Here is a 19679-nt window from a genome sequence, read left to right as displayed (position 1 = left end):
CGACACGCCGCACGGGGCAGCCATCCGCCGGTGATCATCGCCGGGAAGGCTGGCCCCTCCTCAGGCGGTGACGCGCTCCACGTCGAAGACGCCGTCCACGTTCCGCACGGTCTGCAGCACCGCGCCCAGGTGGGCGGGGTCGGCCAGCTCGAAGGTGAACCGGCTGATCGCCACCCGGTCGCGGCTGGTCTGCACCGAGGCGGACAGGATGTTGACCCGCTCGTCGGCCAGCGCCTTGGTGACGTCGGAGAGCAGCCGGTGCCGGTCCAGCGCCTCGACCTGGATCGCCACGAGGAACATCGACCCCGGCTGCGAGCCCCACTCGACCTCCACCAGCCGCTCGGGCTTGCGCTGCAGGTCGGCGGCGTTGGTGCAGTCGGTGCGGTGGACGCTCACTCCCCCGCCGCGGGTGACGAAGCCGAGGATGTCGTCGCCGGGTACCGGCGTGCAGCACTTAGCGAGCTTGGCCCAGACGTCGCTCATCCCGTGGACGACGACCCCCGGGTCCCCACCGGAACTGCGCCGCGGCACCGTCCGGCGGGTCGGGATGGCGGTCTCGGCGATGTCCTCGGCCGCCCCCTCGCTGCCGCCGAGCGCGGTGATGAGCTTCTCGACCACGGAGGCGGCGGAGATCTGGCTCTCCCCCACCGCGGCGTACAGGGCGGTGACGTCGGCGTAGCGCAGGTCCTTGGCGAGGGTGGACAGCGCCTCCCCGCCCAGCAGCCGCTGCAGCGGCAGCCCGGCCTTGCGCATGGCGCGGGTCAGGGCCTCCTTGCCGGCCTCGACCGCGTCCTCCCGCCGCTCCTTGGTGAACCACTGCCGGATCTTCGTGCGGGCCCGCGACGACCCGACGAACTGCAGCCAGTCCTGGGACGGACCGGCCGTGGGCGAGCGGGAGGTGAAGACCTCGACGACGTCGCCGTTGGACAGCGTGCTGTCCAGGGACACCAGCGATCCGTTGACCCGCGCGCCGATGGTCCGGTAGCCCACCTCGGTGTGCACGGCGAAGGCGAAGTCGACGGGGGTCGACCCGCCCGGCAGGCTGATGACGTCGCCCTTGGGCGTGAAGACGAAGACCTCCTGCGGGCCGAGGTCGTAGCGCAGCGTCTCGAGGAACTCGCCCGGCTCCTGGGCCTCGCGCTGCCAGTCCAGCAGCTGGCGCAGCCAGAGCATGTCGTCGGGTGAGCCGACCTTGGGCGGCGCACCGAACTCACCGGCGCGGGGCTTGCCGCCGGCCCGCGCGCTCTCCTTGTACTTCCAGTGCGCGGCGATGCCGTAGTCGGCCGTGCGGTGCATGTCGTGGGTGCGGATCTGCAGCTCGACCGGCTTGCCGTGCGGCCCGATCACGGTCGTGTGCAGCGACTGGTACATGTTGAACTTCGGCATCGCGACGAAGTCCTTGAACCGGCCCGGCAGCGGCTGCCAGTGCGCGTGCATGATGCCCAGGGCGGCGTAGCAGTCGCGCACCGAGTCGACCAGGATGCGGATGCCGACGAGGTCCCAGATGTCGGTGAAGTCCCGGCCGCGGACGATCATCTTCTGGTAGATCGAGTAGTAGTGCTTCGGCCGGCCGGTGACGACGGCCTCGATCTTCGCGGCCTTGAGCTGCTCCTGGACGGTAGTGGTGACCTCGGCGAGGTACGTGTCGCGCGAGGGTGCCCGCTCGGCGACCAGCCGCACGATCTCGTCGTAGCGCTTGGGGTACAGGGTGGCGAACGCGAGGTCCTCGAGCTCCCACTTGATGGTGTTCATGCCCAGCCGGTGGGCGAGCGGAGCCAGGATCTCCAGGGTCTCGCGCGCCTTCTTCTCCTGCTTCTCGGGCGGGAGGAAGCGCAGCGTGCGCATGTTGTGCAGCCGGTCGGCCAGCTTGATGACCAGCACCCGGGGGTCGCGGGCCATCGCCACGATCATCTTGCGGATCGTCTCGGCCTGGGCCGCATCCCCGAGCTTGACCTTGTCGATCTTGGTGACGCCGTCGACGAGGTGGGTGACCTCGGAGCCGAAGTCGGCCGTGATCGACTCGAGGGTGACGCCGGTGTCCTCCACCGTGTCGTGCAGCAGGGCGGCGACCAGGGTCGTGGTGTCCATCCCCAGGCCGGCGAGGATGGTCGCGACGGCGAGCGGGTGGGTGATGTACGGATCGCCGCTCTTGCGCTTCTGGCTGGCGTGCGCGGCCTCCGCGACGTCGTAGGCGCGCTGCAGCAGGGCCAGGTCGGCCTTGGGGTGGCTCTGCCGGTGCAGGGAGGCAAGTGGTTCCAGCACCGGGCGCACGACCGGGGTGCGCGGGCTGGCCACGATCCGGCGGGCCAGCCGGTCGCGGACCCGGCGGCGGGGCGCGTCGCCGTCCCCGGCCTCGGGGGCGACGTCGTCCGGACGCCGGACCGCGGGCCGGTCCGGCAGCGGGGCACGGGTCGGCGCAGCGGCCTCCGGCGGCCCGCCGGGCGCTGCGGCCTCCTCGACCGCGGCCTGGTCCGGCCGCGCGCGAGCCGCCTCTGCGGCTACGTCCGAGGCCACGGCGACTCCTGCCCTGTCGAGGAGGGATGACCCGCTCCATGCTAGCCGGAGCGCGCGCCTCCTCGCCCCGGACGACCCCGGACGAGGGGGGTGCCCCCTGCCGGTCAGGTGGCCCAGAGCGCGTGCACCGTGTGCGGCGCGAGGCGTTCGCGGCCACCCAGCGCGGTCAGCTCGACGACCACCGACACCGCGGCGACCACCCCGCCGAGCCGCTCGACCAGCTCCACCGTGGCGCCGAGCGTGCCACCGGTGGCCAGCACGTCGTCGACGACCAGCACCCGCGCGCCGGCCCGGATGGAGTCCGAGTGCAGCTCCAGGGTGGCCGTCCCGTACTCGAGCGCGTAGTCGGCGGCGACGCGTTCCCGCGGCAGCTTGCCGGCCTTGCGGACCGGGACGACGCCGACCCCGCGGTCGTAGGCGACCGCGGCCGCGAGCAGGAACCCGCGCGCCTCCACGCCGACGACGACGTCGAAGTCGCGCCCCGCCGACGTGGCCACGGCGGCCGCCCGCGGATCGGAGGCCGCCGCCGCCGCCAGCCCCGCCACCATCCGCCGGAAGGCCGGCCCGGAGGCGAACACCGGCGTCAGGTCGCGGAACAGGATGCCGGGCTCGGGGTGGTCCGGCACATCGACGGTCAGCGAGGCGATCAGCTCGTCGAGGGGCATCTCCCCCGCCCCGGGCCCGCCGGTCACGGGCGCGGCGCTCACCGGCGCCTCTTCCCGCCGCGCGGACCCTTGCCGTCGGGACGCTGCGGCCGGGCGCCGGGACGCGGGGGCACCGCCGGTGCGCCCACCTCGCGGCGCACGGACGCCGGGGACTCGACGACGACGTCGGCCTCGACCGAGTCGGGCAGCTCGGCGACCGCGACGCCGCCTCCGGCCGGCCGGGCCCGCCGGGCGCTGGCCACCGGCCCGCGTGGGGGGCCGGTGCGGGCCCCGCCCTGGCGGGCGGCCGAGGAACGGCGGGCCTGGACGCGACGGCGCAGGGCCTGCACCTCTGGCTCCCGCTCCTTGAGGTCGGCGACGACGGGCGTCGCCAGGACGATCGAGGAGTAGGTCCCCGCGGCGAGGCCGACGAACAGCACCAGCGCGAGGTCCTTGAGCGTGCCGACACCGAGCAGCCCGGCGCCGACGAACAGCAGGCCGGCCACCGGCAGCAGCGCGATCACCGAGGTGTTGATGGACCGCATGAGCGTCTGGTTCACGGCCAGGTTGGCCGCCTCGCTCCAGGTCATGCGGGCACTGCGCTCGAGGTCGCGCACGTTCTCGTCGACCTTGTCGAACACCACGACGGTGTCGTACAGCGAGAAGCCGAGGATGGTGAGGAAGCCGATCACCGTGGACGGCGTCACCTCGAAGCCGACGAGGGCGTAGACGCCGGCCGTCACGAGGATGTCGTGCACCAGGGCGGCCATGGCGCCGATGGCCATCTTCGGCTGGAAGCGCACCGCGAGGAAGAGCGTCACCGCGACCAGGAACACCACCAGCGCGACGATCGCCTGGTCGGTGACGTCCGCGCCCCACTCGGCGCTGACCGACTCGGGGCTGACCTGGTCGGGCTGCACCCCGGCGGCCTCGGCGACCGCCGCGACGACGGCGCGCTCGGTGTCGTTGTCGAGCGTCCCGGTGCGCAGGAGCACGGTGTCGCCGCCGACGATCTGCGCGGTGGACACCTCGGCCCCGGCCTCCTCCGCCGCGTCCCGCACCTGCTCGAGCTGCTGCTCGCCGCCCGGCAGCCGGAAGCTGCTGCCGCCGGCGAAGTCGATGCCGAAGTTGAAGCCGCGGACGACCATCGACAGCACGCAGAGCAGCAGGACGACCGCGGTGATGCGGTAGATCAGCCGGCTGTTGCCGACGACGTCCAGCCCCGCCTCGCCGTTGTAGAGCCGGTGGCCGAGGCCGGCGAACCGGCGGCCCTCCCGGCGCGCACCCCGGCCGCCCTCCGCGAGCCCGGCGTCCTGGAGGGACTGCTCGTCGGCCGACTCCGTGGCGTCGGCCAGCACGCGGTCGGCGTCCTGCTGCTCGTCGGCGTCGCTGCCCACGGTGGGATCGGCCTCCTCGGGCGCGCGGGTCTCGTCGTCCCGGGTCATGAACGGCTCCTGTCCAGGGCTGTGGCGCCGGAGGCGGCGGCCCCGGCCCCGACGAGGTCGCGGCCGGCGGGAACGCCGGCGGACGGCCGCCGGGTGTGCTCCACCCGACCCAGGCCGGAGAACCGGCTGCTGCCGAACGACTTGAACCGGGACAGCACCGTCATCAGCGGGTGGGTGAAGAGGAAGACGACGACCAGGTCCAGGACGGTCGACATGCCCAGGGTGAAGGCGAAGCCCTTCACGTCACCGATCGCCAGCCAGTAGAGGATCGCCGCGGCGAGGAAGCTCACCGCGTCCGCCGAGAGGATCGTGCGGCGGGCCCGGACCCAGGCCCGGGGCACCGCGGACCGGAAGCTGCGCCCCTCGCGGATCTCGTCCTTGAGCCGCTCGAAGTACACGACGAAGGAGTCCGCGGTGATCCCGAGCGCGACGATGAAGCCGGCGATGCCGGCGAGGCTGAGGGTGAACCCGATCTCCCGGCCGAGCAGCACCAGTGCGGCGTAGACCACGACGGCGGAGAGGACGAGGCTGGCGATCATCACCAGGCCGAGGAGCCGGTAGTACAGCACGGAGTAGAGGAAGACCAGGCCGATCCCGAGGGCACCCGCGATCAGGCCGGCCCGCAGCTGGTCGGCGCCGAGCTCGGTGGAGATCGACTGGGCGGTGGCCTGGGTGAAGCTCAGCGGCAGCGCGCCGTACTTGAGCTGGTTGGCCAGCTCGGTGGCCGACTCCTGGTCGAAGCTGCCGCGGATCTCGGTGCCACCGCCGGTGATGGCGTTGTTGATGCTCGGCGCGGAGATGACCTGACCGTCGAGGGTGATGGCCACGGAGTTGCCGACGTTGGCCGCCGTGTACTCCGCCCACGCCGCCGAGCCCTCGTTGTCGAAGTCGAGGTTGACCACCCACTCGCCGGTCCCGGAGACCGTGCCGGCCCCGGCGTCGGTGATGTTGGTCCCCTCGACCACCGCGGGGCCCAGGAGGAACTTGGCGGCCCCGTCCTCACCGCACGCGGCGATGTAGTCGCCGGGCCGGTCGACCGAGCCCGGCGACTCGGGCTCGCAGGTGAGCGTCGCGTACTCGGCCTGCGCCTGCTCCAGCGTCACGGGCGGGGCCGACTCGTCGGTCCCCGGGTCGGTCACGGCGTCACCGGGCGCAGCCTCGTCGGACGACTCGGCCTCGTCGGTCGGCTCGGTCGGCTCGGCCGGGTCCGTCGGCTCCGCCCCGTCGGTCGGTTCGGCGTCCTCCGTCGCGGGAGTGACCAGCTCGGGGCCCTGCAGGACGGGACGGAAGCGCAGCTGGGCGGTCTGGCCGAGCTCGCGCGCCTGGTCCCCGTCGTCCCCGGGCACCGAGATGACGATGTTGGCGTCGCCCTCGGTGACCACCTCGGCCTCGGCCACGCCGAGCCCGTTGACCCGCTGCTCGATGATCTGCCGGGCCAGCTCCAGGTCCTCCTGCGCGGGGGCCTGCCCGTCCGGGGTGCGGGCGGTGAGCGTCACCGTCGTGCCCCCGCGCAGGTCCAGCCCCAGCTGCGGGGTGCGCGTGCTGCCGGTGAGGTAGATGAGCGAGTACATGATCGCCACGATCAGCAGGAAGGCGGCGAAGTACCGGCCTGCCGGCAGCGAACGGTTGGCCACGGTGGTCCCCCGGCTCAGACGGTGCCGTCGGCCGGCCGTCCGCCGGTGGTGCCGGACGAACCGGAGTCCGTGCCGTCGCCGTCCACGGCGCCGAGCGGCCGGCGGATCTCCATGATCGCCGGGCGCGCCATGGTCACGACGACGCCGGGCGCGATCTCGAGGTCCACGGTCTTCTCCGCGAGGCCGGCGACGGTGCCGTGCATCCCGGCGGTGGTCATGACCGGCGTGCCCACGGTCAGCGAGTTCTGCATCTCCTGCTGCTGGGCCTGCATGCGCTTGCGCTGCCGGGCCGGGAGGACGAACAGGACGAGCGCCAGCAGGGCCAGCATGAGGATCGGAAAGTACTGCTCCACGACAGGTGTGCCTCTCTACCGCGCGTCGCACTCCGCGGTGGGTGCGGGCCCGGGACGGGTCCGCTCGAATGCCTCGGTCATCTATGCTGCACGGCCCACGGGCGACCGGACGGGACGCGCACGGCCGCGGCCGGACGAGTTGCGCGCCAGCGATGCGGAGTCTATGCGCCGAACAGCGGCTCTGACGACGGACCCGGGGTCGTCGGTGTGCCGGTCCCGCCGCCGAGGGCTCCACCGGCTCCGCTGATCAGCGCCCCGCCGCGGGGCAGCGGGTGGCCGAGGTGGTGCCAGGCGGCCTCCGTCGCCACCCGCCCGCGGGGGGTGCGGGCCAGGAGCCCGGCGCGGACCAGGAACGGCTCGCAGACCTCCTCCACGGTGTTGGGCTCCTCCCCCACCGCGACGGCGAGGGTGGCGACGCCGACCGGCCCGCCGCCGAAGCGGACGACGAGCGCCTCCAGCACCGCCCGGTCCAGCCGGTCCAGGCCGAGCACGTCGACGTCGTAGAGCGCCAGCGCCGCCTGGGCGACCTCGCGGGTGACCCGGCCGTCGCCCTCGACCTCGGCGTAGTCCCGCACCCGCCGCAGCAGCCGGTTGGCGATGCGGGGCGTGCCCCGGGACCGGCCGGCGATCTCCGCCGACCCCTCCTCGGTGAGCTCCACGCCCAGGAGGTCGGCGCTGCGCCGCAGGACCTGCTGGAGCTCGCCCACCTCGTAGAACTCCATCTGGCCGACGAAGCCGAACCGGTCGCGGAGCGGGCCGGTCAGCAGGCCGGCCCGCGTGGTGGCGCCGACCAGCGTGAACGGGCTGATCTCCAGCGGGATAGCGGTCGCCCCGGGCCCCTTGCCGACGACGACGTCGACCCGGAAGTCCTCCATCGCCATGTACAGCAGTTCCTCGGCCGGCCGGGCGATGCGGTGGATCTCGTCGATGAACAGGACGTCGCCGGGTGCCAGGTTGGACAGCATCGCCGCCAGGTCCCCGGAGCGCTCGATCGCCGGGCCGCTGGTGATCTTCACCGAGGTGCCGAGCTCGGAGCCGATGATGAGCGCGAGGCTGGTCTTGCCCAGCCCCGGGGGCCCGGAGAGCAGCACGTGGTCCGGCGGCCGGCCGCGGCGCTTGGCGCCCTCGAGGACCAGGGCCAGCTGGCGGGCGACCTTGGGCTGGCCGATGAAGTCGTGCAGGGAGTGCGGCCGCAGCGCGGACTCGACCACCCGCTCCTCGTCGCCGGCCAGCGGCGAGACCCCGGCGTCCTGGCCCGGTCCCTCGTCGATCTCCCCGGCCAGCGGCCGGTCGAAGGAGGACATCAGGACCTGCCGAGCAGCTGGAGCGCCTGCCGCAGGAGGACCGCGACCTCGACCGAGCCGGTCGCGGCGATCTGCTCGTCGGCGACCGGGGCGAGCTGGCCCAGGGCCGTGTCCGCCTCCTTGGCCGACCAGCCGAGCCCGACCAGCGCGGACGTCAGCTGGTCCCGCCACGGCGCGACGGGTGTCACCGACGGGAGGCCGGCGGGCGCGTCGAGCGAGATGTCGGAGGTCGTGGAGCCGAGCCGGTCGCGCAGCTCGAGGATCAGCCGCTCGGCGCCCTTCCGGCCGATCCCGGGCACCTGCATGAGCGCCTTGACGTCGGCCATGGACACCGCGCGACGCACCTCGCGCGGTGGATGGATGGCCAGCACGGCCTGGGCGAGCCGGGGCCCGACGCCGTTGGCGGTCTGCAGCAGCTCGAACAGCTGCCGTTCGTCGTCGTCGGCGAAGCCGTAGAGGGTGAGCGAGTCCTCGCGGACGACGAGGCTCGTGGACAGCCGCGCGTCCGCCCCCACCTGCAGGCGGGCGATGGTGCCGGGCGTGCACTGGACGGCGAGACCGATGCCGCCGACCTCCACGACCGCGCCGTCCGGGGAGACCGCGGCCACCCGTCCGGAGACCGAGGCGATCACTTGCTGATCCCCGTCCAGCGGGGCAGCGTCCGCTGCACGACGGGTGCGCCGATGCCACCGGCGAGCGCCGCGACCCGCAGCCGTTGCTGCGCCGGGCCGCGCCAGGCGTGGCAGACGGCGAGCGCGAGCGCGTCGGCGGCGTCGGCGGGCCGCGGTGCCTCGGCGAGCCCGAGCACCCGGGTGACCATGAGGGTGACCTGCTCCTTGTCCGCGCGGCCGTTGCCGGAGATGGCGGCCTTGACCTCGCTCGGGGTGTGCCACGCGACCGGCCGGTCGGCCTGCGCGGCGGCCAGTGCGGCCACCCCGGCCGCCTGCGCCGTCCCCGTGGCGGTGCCCTTGTTGTTCTGGGTGAACACGCGCTCGATCGCCACCACGTCGGGCCGGTGCTCCCGCAGCAGGGCCGTGACCGCGGTGTGCAGCTCCAGCAGCCGCAGTTCGAGGTCGAGCTCGGCCATGGTGCGGAGCACGCCGACCCCCACTGCCGTCGGGCGCGCGCCGGGACGGCCGTCGACGACCCCCCACCCGCACCGGGTGAGGCCCGGATCGATGCCGAGCACCCGCATGACTGGACCTCCCCGCCGACCGAACGCCTGTTCGACCCACGCTAATCGCCGGGCGCCCGGAAAGCGCCCCGCAACACGCGGGGAGCTCAGCCGACCCCGATCGCGATCACCGGCCCGGCGGCCGGATCGAGCCACCGCAGCAGGCTGACGAGGCTACCGGCGTCGATGGCGACGCAGCCGGCCGTCGCCGCCCCGTTGCTGACGTGCAGGAAGAAGGCCGAGCCCGCGCCGGGCGTCCCGCCGCGGTTGTAGTCGATGACGGCGGCGTACTGGTACGCCGGCTCCTCGGCCAGGTTCTCACTGGCCGCCTCGGCGAAGTCGCAGGTGCCGCGGGCGCACTCGGCGTACTGGTTGTAGCGGGGGCTGTGCACGTCCGACACCCACCAGTCGTCGCCGTCGACGACGCGGTACGGGAGCCCGCTGCCGGGGTTCCCCGCCCGCCCGAAGGCCTCGGTGAGGGAGAAGGTGCCCGCCGGCGTCCGGGTGCTGGTCTCGCTGGCCCGGCCGACCCCCGCCGAACCGACGCGGGCGGCGATCGGGCCGAGCACCGCCACCCACCCCCCGGGACCGCGCTCCCAGGCGGTGACCGTGGCGGTGGTGGAACCGCTGGTGGGCGCGACCACGGTGACGACCTGCCGCGACGGACCGGGGTCGACACCCAGCGGCAGCCCGGACGGGGCCGGTGCGGCCACCGAGTCGGTGGCCGAGCCCCGGTTCCCCGGGGCGGCGGCGCGGGTCGCCGCCGCGGCTGCCGCCCTGGTCTGCTCGGCGGCCGCCTCGGCGGCGGCCGCGGCCTCGGCCGCCGCGGCTGCGGCGCGGGCCGCGCGCGCGGTGGCCGTGTCGTAGCCGAGCGGGACGGCGACCCGGAGGAGCGACGGGTCGGCCGCCACCGGCGCGGCCAGGGCCGGCGGCAGCGGATCGGCCGCCGCGTCAGCAACGAGGGCGACGGCGGCGGAGCGGTCGGCCGGCGCGGACCAGCCGCCGATCACCAGCAGCGGTACGGCCGCCAGCACCAGCCCCCGAAGGGCACGCCCGCCCCGCGACCGTTTCCTCGCCGCCATACCCGCACGCCCCCGCGTTCGCCTGCGCAGGGCTCGCACGCCTGCGCCGGGAAGCTACCAGGGGTTTCCGGCCCGCCCGGGGCGCGCGCGGACCGCCGGGGCGGGTGGGACGAGCGGGGTGGACGGGGCGCCGACGGGGGCCTCAGCCGACCTTCTCGAGCACCTCGTCGGACACGTCGTAGTTCGCGTACACGTTCTGCACGTCGTCGAGGTCCTCGAGCGCGTCGATCAGCCGGAAGACCTTGCCCGCGCCGTCCTCGTCGAGCTCGACCGTCACGCTCGGCACGAAGCCGGCCTCGGCCGAGTCGTAGTCGATGCCGGCGTCCTGCAGCGCGGTGCGGACGGCGACCAGGTCGCCGGGCTCGCTGACCACCTCGAAGGTGTCCCCGAGGTCGCGCACCTCCTCGGCACCGGCGTCCAGGACCGCCATGAGCACGCTGTCCTCGTCGGCGCCGTCGGCCTTCGGCACCACCACGACGCCCTTGCGGGAGAACAGGTAGGAGACCGAGCCCGGATCGGCCATCGAGCCGCCGTTGCGGGTCATGGCGGTGCGGACCTCCATGGCCGAGCGGTTCTTGTTGTCCGTCAGGCACTCGATGAGGACGGCGACGCCGCCGGCGGCGTAGCCCTCGTAGGTGATGCCCTGGTAGTCGACCCCGCCGGCCTCGAGCCCGGCGCCGCGCTTGACGGCGCGGTCGATGTTGTCGTTGGGCACCGAGCTCTTCTTCGCCTTCTGGACGGCGTCGAACAGCGTCGGGTTGCCGGAGAGGTCACCACCGCCGGTGCGGGCGGCGACCTCGATGTTCTTGATCAGCTTGGCGAAGAGCTTGCCGCGCTTGGCGTCGATCCCCGCCTTCTTGTGCTTGGTCGTCGCCCACTTGGAATGGCCGCTCATGAGTCGAAATCCTCCTCGGTCCCGGCGACGAGGCCGGCCTGCTGGGCCGGGGCAGCGCGGACGATGTCGACGAACAGCGCGTGCACCCGGCGGTCCCCGGTGAGTTCGGGGTGGAAGCTCGTGGCCACCAGGTTCCCCTGGCGGACGGCGACGATCCTACCGTCGGCGTCTCCCCCGACGACCCGCCCGAGCACCTGGACCCCGTCGCCCGCCTCCTCGACCCACGGGGCGCGGATGAAGACGGCGTGCAGCGGGCCGCCGGCCAGCCCGAGGTCGACCTCGGACTCGAAGGAGTCGACCTGCCGGCCGAACGCGTTGCGGCGGACGGTGACGTCGAGCCCGCCGATCGTCTCCTGGTCGGGAGGCGCGTCGAGGATGCGGTCGGCCAGCAGGATCATCCCGGCGCAGGACCCGTAGGCCGGCAGCCCGCCCCGCACCGCGGCCCGGAGCGGCTCGAGCAGGCCCGACCGGTCGGCCAGCTTGGCGATCGTCGTCGACTCCCCGCCGGGCAGCACCACGCCGGAGACGGCGGCCAGTTCCGCGGGACGGCGGATCGCCACCGGCTCCGCGCCCAGGGCGGCCAGTGCCGTGAGGTGCTCGCGCACGTCCCCCTGCAGCGCGAGGACCCCGATGACCGGACGGTCGACGGCGCTCATGCCGCCGGGGCCCGCGGAGCCAGGCCGGCCGCCCGGCTCGACGTCCAGGACAGCAGCCACTCCAGTGGCCCGCGGCCCACCACCCGCCGCCACGCGAGGGCGGCGACCAGCGCGGACGCGGCGAACCACAGCCAGGCGACCGGCCCCTCCGCCGCACCGGGCTCGACCTCCAGGAGGAGCGCGATGGCCAGGATGTGGACGGTGTACACGGTGAGCGCCAGCGCCCCCACGGCGGCGACCGGCGCGGTCGCCCGCGGCAGCCGCTCGGCCAGCACCAGGCAGGCCACCAGCACCAGGACGGCGAACCCGGCCGAGCCGACGGCCTCGAAGGTCGTCCCGCTGTGCGGTTCGGCGCCGGTCAGCCAGCGGACGTCGAGCACGCCCGGGACGGCGAAGCCGGTCTCCGGCCCCGCCGACGGCACGCCGTCGGCGAGCAGCCGCGTGCTCAGCCAGCCGCCGCCGTAGCCGACGACCGCGGCCGCCGCGCCGGAGGCCGCCAGCGTCCGGCGCACCGCGCCGGAGGCCAGGTCGAGCCGCCCCACGGCCAGGCCGACCAGGACGAAGGCGATCCACAGCAGCGCCGGGTAGTAGCCGGTGACCAGCAGCGACGGGACGAGCGCGCCCTCCACGCCGGCCACGGTGAGCGCTTGGCCGAGGACCACCAGCAGCGGCGGGACGGCCACCGCGACGACGGCCGCGGTGGCGAGCAGCCGGCGCACCGGCCAGCGCAGGAACGGCAGCACCAGGAGGAAGAGCACCCCGTAGACGCCGAGGATCACCGCGACGAACGTGTCCAGCTGCTGCAGGGCCCAGCCGATCGCGAACACCCACAGGGCGCGGACGAAGATCCGCAGCCGGACCCGGGAGAGGTCCAGGCCGTCGGGCGGTCGGGTGCGCCCGGAGAGGATCGCCACCGAGAGCCCGGCGAGGGTGGCGAAGAGGATCGACGAGCGCCCGTCGACGAGCCCGGACCAGGTCCCCGGATCGGGGTGCAGCTCGCCGCCGACCCGCATGTGGGCGGCGAACATGCCGAGGACGGCGAGCCCGCGTGCGACGTCCAATCCACCGATGCGTCCGGCGGACGCGAGGCCGGTCACCAGCCGCGGGTGGCGTACCGCTCGCTCTCCGGCAGCGTCGCGACGTTGATCCCCACCATCGGCTCGCCCAGGCCGCGGGAGACCTTGGCGATGACGTCGGGGTCGTCGTGGAAGGTCGTCGCCTGGACGATCGCGGCGGCGCGCTGGGCCGGATCCCCGGACTTGAAGATCCCCGAGCCGACGAACACGCCCTCGGCACCCAGCTGCATCATCATCGCGGCGTCGGCCGGGGTGGCGATGCCGCCGGCGGTGAACAGCACGACCGGCAGCTTGCCCAGCCGGGCCACCTCGGCGACCAGGTCGTACGGCGCCCGCAGCTCCTTGGCGGCCACGAACAGCTCGGTCTCGTCCAGCGTGCCCAGCGCCCGGATGCCCGCACGGATGGAGCGCATGTGGCGGGTGGCCTCGACGACGTTGCCGGTGCCCGCCTCGCCCTTCGAGCGGATCATCGCGGCGCCCTCGGAGATCCGCCGCAGCGCCTCGCCGAGGTCGGTGGCTCCGCACACGAACGGCACGGTGAACTCGCTCTTGGCGATGTGGTGCGCCTCGTCGGCCGGGGTGAGCACCTCGGACTCGTCGATGTAGTCGACGCCCAGCGCCTGCAGCACCTGGGCCTCGACGAAGTGCCCGATCCGGGCCTTGGCCATCACCGGGATGGAGACGGCCGCGATGATCCCGTCGATCATGTCCGGGTCGCTCATCCGGGAGACGCCGCCCTCGGCGCGGATGTCGGCGGGCACCCGCTCCAGCGCCATGACGGCGACCGCGCCGGCGTCCTCGGCGATCGTCGCCTGCTCGGGGGTGACGACGTCCATGATGACGCCGCCCTTGAGCTGCTCGGCCATGCCGCGCTTGACGCGGTCGGTGCCGGTGGAGGGATTCTGCGCTGACACGGGGGCTGCCTCTGGTCGACGGACGGTCGTGGAGCCCCCGATCCTACGGCGGGTCAGCTCCCGCCCCGTCCGGCACCGGCCACCTGGTGGAGCCGGTCGTCGATGTCGAAGTAGCGGGGCAGCGGCCGGCGGCCGTGCAGGCCGAGCAGCCGCGGCATCCGCTGCCCCCGCAGCGCACACGTGTCGCGGACCGCGTCGTTGTAGAAGCGGCGGGCCAGACCCACGCGGGTGGCGGTGCCGGCGAGGTCGGCCTGCAGCGCGGCGGGCACGCCCGGCAGGTCCGCCGGCAGCTCGCGCAGCTCCCGGCCCAGGGCGTTCTCCGACAGCTCCCGGTCGCCGTCGACCGGGTCCCGCGCGTCCGCCGCGAAGGCGGCGAGGTAGGGGGCCCGGTCCTGCCCCACGGCGGCGGGGTGGTCGCGGGCCAGCTGCTCGGCCAGCCCCGCCCGCCGCCGCAGCTGCGTGTCCAGCGCGGCCCACGCCCGCTCCACCCGGGCCTCGAGCCGGGTCAGCCGCCGCAGCGTCCAGCCCACCCACGCGAGCAGGAGGACGGCCAGGACGCCGCCGACCAGCAACCAGGCATCGGGCGTCACGGGGCGTCAGGCTAGCGGGGCGCCCATCGCCGTGGGGACGAGCGCAGCTGGCGGCGGGCCGGGGGCACGCCCGGGAAGTGGTCCTCGTCGGTCGCGGTCACCGCACCGCCGTCCGGGAGCACCACGGTCTCGTAGACGGCCAGGATGCGGCGGGCGAGGACCTGCCAGTCGTAGACCGCGGCCGCGACCGGGCCGCGGGCGGCGAGCTCGGCGAGGCGCCGGGGGTCGGCGAGCAGGTCGCAGAGGGCGCGACCGAGGCCGGCGGCGTCACCTCGCCGGACCAGCACACCGGCGTTCCCGTCCTCCAGCACCCGGGCGAAGGCGTCCAGGTCGCTGGCCACGATCGGCGCCCCGGCGGCCAGCGCCTCGATCAGGATGACCCCGAAGGACTCGCCCAGCAGGTTCGGCGCGCAGTAGACGTCCACCGACCGCAGGAACGCGCCCTTCTCCTTCTCGGAGATCGTCCCGAGGAGGGCGACGTGCGGGCGCAGGTCCGGACCGATCAGCCGGTCCAGTTCGGCGGCGTCCCCCCGGCCGGCGACCAGCAGCCGGGCACCGGGGTGCTGCCGGACGACGGTCCGCATCGCCTCCAGCAGCACCGGCAGCCCCTTGCGCGGCTCGTCGAACCTGCCGAGGAAGCCGATGGTCGGCCCGTCGACGCCGCGGGTGATACCGGGCAGGCCCGGTCCGTGGGTGAACGCGTCGACGTGCACGCCGTTCGGGATGATCACCGCGTCGCCGCCGAGGTGCTCCACCTGCAGCCGACGGGCGAAGTCGGAGACCGCGATCCGCCCGCTGACCCGTTCCAGCCAGGGGCGCACCATCGGGGCGAGCGCCGCCAGCCACTTGGACCGGGTGGTCGCCGCGTGGAAGGTGGCCACGACCGGCCCCGTGGCGATCATGCAGACCAGCAGCGACACCGAGGGCGACGCCGGTTCGTGCACGTGGACGACGTCGAAACGCCCGTCGCGCAGCCAGCGGCGCACGCGGGCGGCAGACACGGGGCCGAACTGCAGGCTGGCCATCGAGCCGTTGTACGGCACCGGCACCGTCCGGCCGGCGAAGGTCGCGTACGGCGGGAGCGACTCCTCGTGCTCGGCCGGGGTGAGGACCTCGACGTGGTGGCCCAGCGCCTGCAGCGTCTCGGCCAGGTCGCGGACGTGGTACTGCACCCCGCCGGGGACGTCCCACTGGTAGGGGCAGACCAGGCCGATGCGCATCAGCGGCCGTCCGGGGTCGGAGGAGCGCCGGCACCCGGCCGGGCGGGCGGGTCCGGGGGGACGTCGGCCCAGATGCGGCCCAGCATGTGCCAGTCCTCGGGCTGCCCGGCGATCGCGGCGGCGAAGGCATCGGCGACGGCCTGCATGGCGGTGGTGACCCGGTCCCGGAGCCGGCCGTCGCCCGCCACCGGCACCTCGGGCGCGAACACCAGCCGCCAGCCGCGCCCGGTGAACTGGCAGACCACCGGGACCAGCGCGGCGCCGGTCCGGTCGGCCAGCAGCGCCGCGCCGCCGGGCAGGGTCGCGGTGCGGCCGAAGAACTCCACCGGCACTCCCCCGCTGCCGAGGTTGCGGTCCACCAGCAGGCAGGTGGCCCCTCCATCGGCCAGCCAGTCGCGGAGCACCTCCGTGCTCGGCCGGGGCCCGCCGGTCAGCGGGACGACCCGGAAGCCCAGCGACTCCCGGAAGGCGACGAAGCGCTCGTACAGCGACTCGGGCCGCAGCCGCTCGGCGACGGTCATGAAGGGCCCGTCGAGCCAGTCGATGAACCACACCCCGGCCGCGTCCCAGTTGCCGCTGTGCGGCAGCGCCATGATCACCGGCCGCCCGCCCGCGCGGGCCTTCTCCAGGTGCTCGACCCCGACGACCTCGGTGTCGGCGACGATGCGCTCGCTGCTGATCGCCGGCAGGCGGAACGCCTCCTGCCAGTAGCGGGCGTAGGAGCGCAGGGCACGGGCGGTGAGCTCGCCCAGCTCCGCCTCGCTCAGCCGGCCCCCGGTGACGACGCGGAGGTTGGCCCGCAGCTGCCGGGTGCCCCTGCCGTCGCGTCCGGCCGCCCAGCGACCGGCCCGGTCGAACGCTCCCCGGGCGACCGGCTCGGGGAGCAGCCGGACGGCGTGCCAGCCGGCGGCGAACCCGAGGTCGGTGAGCCGGGCGACGACCGCGGTGCGGGCCTGGCTCACGGCGCCGGTGGGGGGACGGGCAGCGACCGGCCCGCGGCGGCCCGGTGGACGGCGGCGACCCGCTGGCCGACGGTGATCGCACTGCCGGCCAGGAGCAGCCAGAGCGCCACGTGCGCCGCGTAGGGGATGCCCAGCCCGGTGAAGCCGGCACCGACCAGGACGAGGATCAGCCGCTCGGTGCGCTCGACGACGCCGACGTCGCACGCGAGGCCGACGCCCTCGGCGCGGGCCTTGATGTAGGAGGTGAGCACCCCGAGCACCAGGCAGAGGAGGGCGAGCAGGACGAGCAGGCGGTTGTCGCCGTCCCCGGAGTACCACCAGACCAGCGCGCCGAAGATCGCCGCGTCGGCGGCGCGGTCACCGGTGGAGTCGAGGACGGCGCCCCAGACCGATCCCCCGCCGCGGGCGCGGGCCAGCGCGCCGTCGAGCATGTCGAGCAGCACGAAGACGGTGACGGCGAACGAGCCCCAGAACAGCCAGCCGTTCCCGATCAGGAACACCGCGGACACGACCGCGCCGACGGTGCCGGTGATCGTCACCATGTCCGGGGTGACCCCGGCCCGGGCCAGCCGTGCGACGACCGGCCCCCAGAAGCGCGCGACGGCCGGGCGCGCGTTGCTGCCGAGCACTCAGGCCTCCCCGACCGGGACGGCCTGGTCGGCCCAGGCCTCGGCGAGCAGCGCCCGTGTCTCCCGCAGCACCTGCGGGAGCACACGGGTCAGGCCGATGACCGGCATGAAGTTGGTGTCCCCGCCCCAGCGGGGTACGGCGTGCTGGTGCAGGTGGTCGGCGATGCCCGCGCCGGCGACCGACCCCTGGTTCATGCCGATGTTGAAGCCGTGCGCCCCGCTGACGGCCCGCACCGTGCGCATCGCGGTCTGGGTGAAGGTACCCAGCTCGGCGACCTCCGCGGGCGTCAGGTCGGTGTAGTCCGGCACGTGCCGGTACGGGACCAGCATCAGGTGCCCGGCGTTGTAGGGGTAGAGGTTGAGGACGGCGAACACCGTCGCCCCCCGGGCCACGACCAGCCCCTGCTCGTCGTCCATCGTCGGGATCACGCAGAACGGGCAGTCGTGGGCACCGGTGGGCTTGCCCTCGCCCCGGATGTAGGCCATCCGGTAGGGCGTCCAGAGGTGCTCGAAGGCCGTCCCCGGGCCGTCGTCGCTCATCCCCATGAGTCCGCCGACGGGTCGAGGTTGGACCGGGCGGCGATCCACGCGGCGACCTGCTCGACGGCGTCGTCGACCGGGATGCCGTTGCGCTGGCTGCCGTCGCGGTAGCGGAAGGAGACGGCGCCGGCCTCGGCGTCGGTGGCCCCGGCGATCAGCACGAACGGGATCTTCTGCTTGCTCGCGGTCCGGATCTTCTTCTGCATCCGGTCGTCGGAGTCGTCGATCTCCACCCGCAGGCCGCGCTGCTGCAGCTTGAGCGCGACGTCGGCCAGGTAGGGCACCTGCTCGTCGGTGACCGGGATGCCGACGACCTGGACGGGCGCCAGCCAGGCCGGGAAGGCGCCCGCGTAGTGCTCGGTGAGCACCCCGAAGAACCGCTCGATGGAGCCGAACTTCGCCGAGTGGATCATCACCGGCTGCTGCCGGCCGCCGTCGGCCGCGGTGTACTCGAGGCCGAACCGGGCGGGCTGGTTGAAGTCGTACTGGATCGTCGACATCTGCCAGGTGCGGCCGATGGCGTCGCGCGCCTGCACCGAGATCTTCGGGCCGTAGTAGGCCGCCCCGCCCGGGTCCGGCACCAACTCCAGGCCGGTCTCCTTCGCCGCCTCCTCGAGGACGGCGGTGGCGACCGCCCACTCCTCGTCGGACCCGATGAACTTGTCGGACCCGTCGCGGGTGGACAGCTCCAGGTAGTAGTCGTCGAGCCCGAAGTCGCTCAGCAGGCCGAGCACGAAGGCCAGCAGGTGCCGGATCTCCCCCGGCGCCTGCTCCGGCGTGACGTAGCTGTGCGAGTCGTCCTGGGCGAAGCCGCGCACCCGGGTCAGGCCGTGGACGACGCCGGACTGCTCGTAGCGGTAGACCGAGCCGAACTCGAACAGCCGCAGCGGGAGCTCGCGGTAGGACCGCCCGCGCGACCGGAAGATCAGGTTGTGCATCGGGCAGTTCATGGCCTTGAGGTAGTACGTGGAGTTGTCCAGCTCCATGCCCGGGAACATGGTCTCCTCGTAGTACGGGAGGTGCCCGGAGGTCTCGAACAGCCCGCTCTTGCTGATGTGCGGGGTGCCGACGTAGTCGAAGCCCTCCTCGAGGTGCCGGCGACGGACGTAGTCCTCCATCTCCCGCTTGATCACCCCGCCCTTGGGGTGGAAGACGGGCAGCCCGGAGCCGATCTCGTCGGGGAAGCTGAACAGGTCCAGCTCGACCCCGAGCCGGCGGTGGTCGCGGCGCTCGGCCTCGGCCAGGTGCTCCAGGTAGGCCTTGTGCGCGTCCCGGCTCTCCCAGGCGGTGCCGTAGACGCGCTGCAGCTGCGGGTTCTTCTCGCTGCCCCGCCAGTAGGCGGCGGCGCTGCGGGTGAGGCTGAACGCGGGGATGGTGCTCGTGCGCGGCACGTGCGGGCCGCGGCACAGGTCGGTCCAGAGCCGCTCGCCGGTGCGGGGGTCGAGGTTGTCGTACATGATCAGCTGCGCGCCGCCGACCTCCACGTCGGCGCCCTCGGCGACGTCTCCCGCACCGCCCTTGAGCCCGATCAGCTCCAGCTTGTAGGGCTCGTGCGCGAGCTCGGCCTGCGCGTCGGCGTCGCTGATCTCCCGGCGGGAGAAGTTCTGCCCGGCCCGGACGATCTCGGTCATCTTCTTCTCGAGGGCGGTGAGGTCCTCGGGGGTGAACGGCCGCTCGGGGTCGAAGTCGTAGTAGAAGCCGTTCTCCACCGGCGGGCCGATGCCGAGCTTCGTGCCGGGGAACAGCTCCTGGACGGCCTGCGCCAGCACGTGCGCGGTCGAGTGGCGGATGACCGCGCGGCCGTCGGCGCTGGCGGCCGGGACGGGCTCGACCTCGGCGTCGGCGTCCGGGGCCCAGGCCAGGTCCTTGAGCTCGCCGTCGGCGACGTCGCGGACGACCACGGCGCCGTCGGGCCCCTTGAGCGGGATCCCGGCGTCCTTGAGCGCCTGCATCGCCGTCGTCCCGGCCGGCACCCGGATCGGGGGTACGGCGGTCGGCGAGGGCGGGGTGGACACGGAGAACTCCTGGAGGGGTCGGCGGACGGACC

Annotated in this window: 19 protein-coding genes; all 19 read right to left on the bottom strand. The window is 74.2% G+C overall.

The window, feature by feature from the left end:
- Positions 1-60: 60 nt before the first annotated feature.
- Positions 61-2514, bottom strand: coding sequence for a RelA/SpoT family protein (locus BM142_RS14605; RefSeq protein WP_092200172.1), 2454 nt, complete (start codon positions 2512-2514; stop codon positions 61-63).
- 104 nt (positions 2515-2618) lie between these two features.
- Positions 2619-3221 (bottom strand): adenine phosphoribosyltransferase, encoded by a 603-nt coding sequence (locus BM142_RS14600; protein WP_335340780.1) that lies wholly within the window; start codon positions 3219-3221, stop codon positions 2619-2621.
- Complete coding sequence (gene secF, locus BM142_RS14595) at positions 3218-4603, bottom strand: protein translocase subunit SecF (protein ID WP_254790957.1); 1386 nt, start codon at positions 4601-4603, stop codon at positions 3218-3220. The genes BM142_RS14600 and secF overlap by 4 nt, the downstream gene beginning before the upstream one ends.
- The gene (gene secD / locus BM142_RS14590; protein WP_092200168.1) at positions 4600-6237 is read right to left on the bottom strand and encodes a protein translocase subunit SecD; all 1638 of its coding nucleotides are present in this window, start codon (positions 6235-6237) and stop codon (positions 4600-4602) included. The genes secF and secD overlap by 4 nt, the downstream gene beginning before the upstream one ends.
- A gap of 14 nt (positions 6238-6251) precedes the next feature.
- On the bottom strand, positions 6252-6590 hold the full coding sequence (gene yajC, locus BM142_RS14585; protein WP_254790955.1) for a preprotein translocase subunit YajC: 339 nt from the start codon (positions 6588-6590) through the stop codon (positions 6252-6254).
- Between the two features lie 161 nt (positions 6591-6751).
- A complete protein-coding gene (gene ruvB, locus BM142_RS14580; protein ID WP_417852096.1) occupies positions 6752-7894 on the bottom strand; it encodes a Holliday junction branch migration DNA helicase RuvB in 1143 nt (380 codons plus the stop codon).
- Positions 7894-8526: a Holliday junction branch migration protein RuvA gene (ruvA, locus tag BM142_RS14575; RefSeq protein ID WP_092200165.1), complete on the bottom strand. Its 633-nt coding sequence runs from the start codon at positions 8524-8526 to the stop codon at positions 7894-7896. The genes ruvB and ruvA overlap by 1 nt, the downstream gene beginning before the upstream one ends.
- Positions 8523-9089, bottom strand: coding sequence for a crossover junction endodeoxyribonuclease RuvC (ruvC, locus tag BM142_RS14570; protein WP_092200162.1), 567 nt, complete (start codon positions 9087-9089; stop codon positions 8523-8525). The genes ruvA and ruvC overlap by 4 nt, the downstream gene beginning before the upstream one ends.
- Before the next feature lie 86 nt (positions 9090-9175).
- Positions 9176-10102, bottom strand: coding sequence for a L,D-transpeptidase family protein (locus BM142_RS14565; protein WP_092200159.1), 927 nt, complete (start codon positions 10100-10102; stop codon positions 9176-9178).
- A gap of 190 nt (positions 10103-10292) precedes the next feature.
- Positions 10293-11045, bottom strand: coding sequence for a YebC/PmpR family DNA-binding transcriptional regulator (locus tag BM142_RS14560; RefSeq protein WP_092200156.1), 753 nt, complete (start codon positions 11043-11045; stop codon positions 10293-10295).
- Positions 11042-11701: a pyridoxal 5'-phosphate synthase glutaminase subunit PdxT gene (pdxT, locus tag BM142_RS14555; RefSeq protein ID WP_092200450.1), complete on the bottom strand. Its 660-nt coding sequence runs from the start codon at positions 11699-11701 to the stop codon at positions 11042-11044. The genes BM142_RS14560 and pdxT overlap by 4 nt, the downstream gene beginning before the upstream one ends.
- On the bottom strand, positions 11698-12798 hold the full coding sequence (locus BM142_RS14550; RefSeq protein WP_217640725.1) for a heparan-alpha-glucosaminide N-acetyltransferase domain-containing protein: 1101 nt from the start codon (positions 12796-12798) through the stop codon (positions 11698-11700). The genes pdxT and BM142_RS14550 overlap by 4 nt, the downstream gene beginning before the upstream one ends.
- Entirely contained in the window at positions 12795-13691 is an 897-nt protein-coding gene (gene pdxS / locus BM142_RS14545; RefSeq protein ID WP_175527286.1) for a pyridoxal 5'-phosphate synthase lyase subunit PdxS, read from the bottom strand. Before pdxS ends, BM142_RS14550 begins: the two co-directional genes overlap by 4 nt.
- A gap of 53 nt (positions 13692-13744) precedes the next feature.
- The gene (locus tag BM142_RS14540; RefSeq protein ID WP_092200153.1) at positions 13745-14281 is read right to left on the bottom strand and encodes a LemA family protein; all 537 of its coding nucleotides are present in this window, start codon (positions 14279-14281) and stop codon (positions 13745-13747) included.
- An 11-nt stretch (positions 14282-14292) separates the two neighbouring features.
- A complete protein-coding gene (locus BM142_RS14535) occupies positions 14293-15501 on the bottom strand; it encodes a glycosyltransferase family 4 protein (protein WP_092200150.1) in 1209 nt (402 codons plus the stop codon).
- Complete coding sequence (locus BM142_RS14530; protein WP_092200147.1) at positions 15501-16463, bottom strand: phosphatidylinositol mannoside acyltransferase; 963 nt, start codon at positions 16461-16463, stop codon at positions 15501-15503. Before BM142_RS14530 ends, BM142_RS14535 begins: the two co-directional genes overlap by 1 nt.
- Positions 16460-17092 (bottom strand): phosphatidylinositol phosphate synthase, encoded by a 633-nt coding sequence (gene pgsA, locus BM142_RS14525; protein ID WP_092200144.1) that lies wholly within the window; start codon positions 17090-17092, stop codon positions 16460-16462. The genes BM142_RS14530 and pgsA overlap by 4 nt, the downstream gene beginning before the upstream one ends.
- Positions 17093-17632, bottom strand: coding sequence for an HIT family protein (locus tag BM142_RS14520; protein ID WP_305764368.1), 540 nt, complete (start codon positions 17630-17632; stop codon positions 17093-17095).
- On the bottom strand, positions 17629-19647 hold the full coding sequence (thrS, locus tag BM142_RS14515) for a threonine--tRNA ligase (protein WP_092200138.1): 2019 nt from the start codon (positions 19645-19647) through the stop codon (positions 17629-17631). The genes BM142_RS14520 and thrS overlap by 4 nt, the downstream gene beginning before the upstream one ends.
- Positions 19648-19679: the final 32 nt, after the last annotated feature.

The organism is Blastococcus tunisiensis (genome assembly GCF_900112815.1).
GTDB classification, from domain to species: domain Bacteria; phylum Actinomycetota; class Actinomycetes; order Mycobacteriales; family Geodermatophilaceae; genus Blastococcus_B; species Blastococcus_B tunisiensis.
This window is presented reverse-complemented; position numbering and strand designations above follow the sequence as displayed.

What these genes read in the sequence shown, in the direction of transcription:
- secF (WP_254790957.1), bottom strand. Translation starts at nt 4,603, where the DNA reads ATGACCCGGGACGACGAGACCCGCGCGCCCGAGGAGGCCGATCCCACC.
- ruvB (WP_417852096.1), bottom strand. Translation starts at nt 7,894, where the DNA reads ATGTCCTCCTTCGACCGGCCGCTGGCCGGGGAGATCGACGAGGGACCG.
- ruvC (WP_092200162.1), bottom strand. Translation starts at nt 9,089, where the DNA reads ATGCGGGTGCTCGGCATCGATCCGGGCCTCACCCGGTGCGGGTGGGGG.
- BM142_RS14560 (WP_092200156.1), bottom strand. Translation starts at nt 11,045, where the DNA reads ATGAGCGGCCATTCCAAGTGGGCGACGACCAAGCACAAGAAGGCGGGG.
- pdxT (WP_092200450.1), bottom strand. Translation starts at nt 11,701, where the DNA reads ATGAGCGCCGTCGACCGTCCGGTCATCGGGGTCCTCGCGCTGCAGGGG.
- BM142_RS14535 (WP_092200150.1), bottom strand. Translation starts at nt 15,501, where the DNA reads ATGCGCATCGGCCTGGTCTGCCCCTACCAGTGGGACGTCCCCGGCGGG.
- BM142_RS14520 (WP_305764368.1), bottom strand. Translation starts at nt 17,632, where the DNA reads ATGAGCGACGACGGCCCGGGGACGGCCTTCGAGCACCTCTGGACGCCC.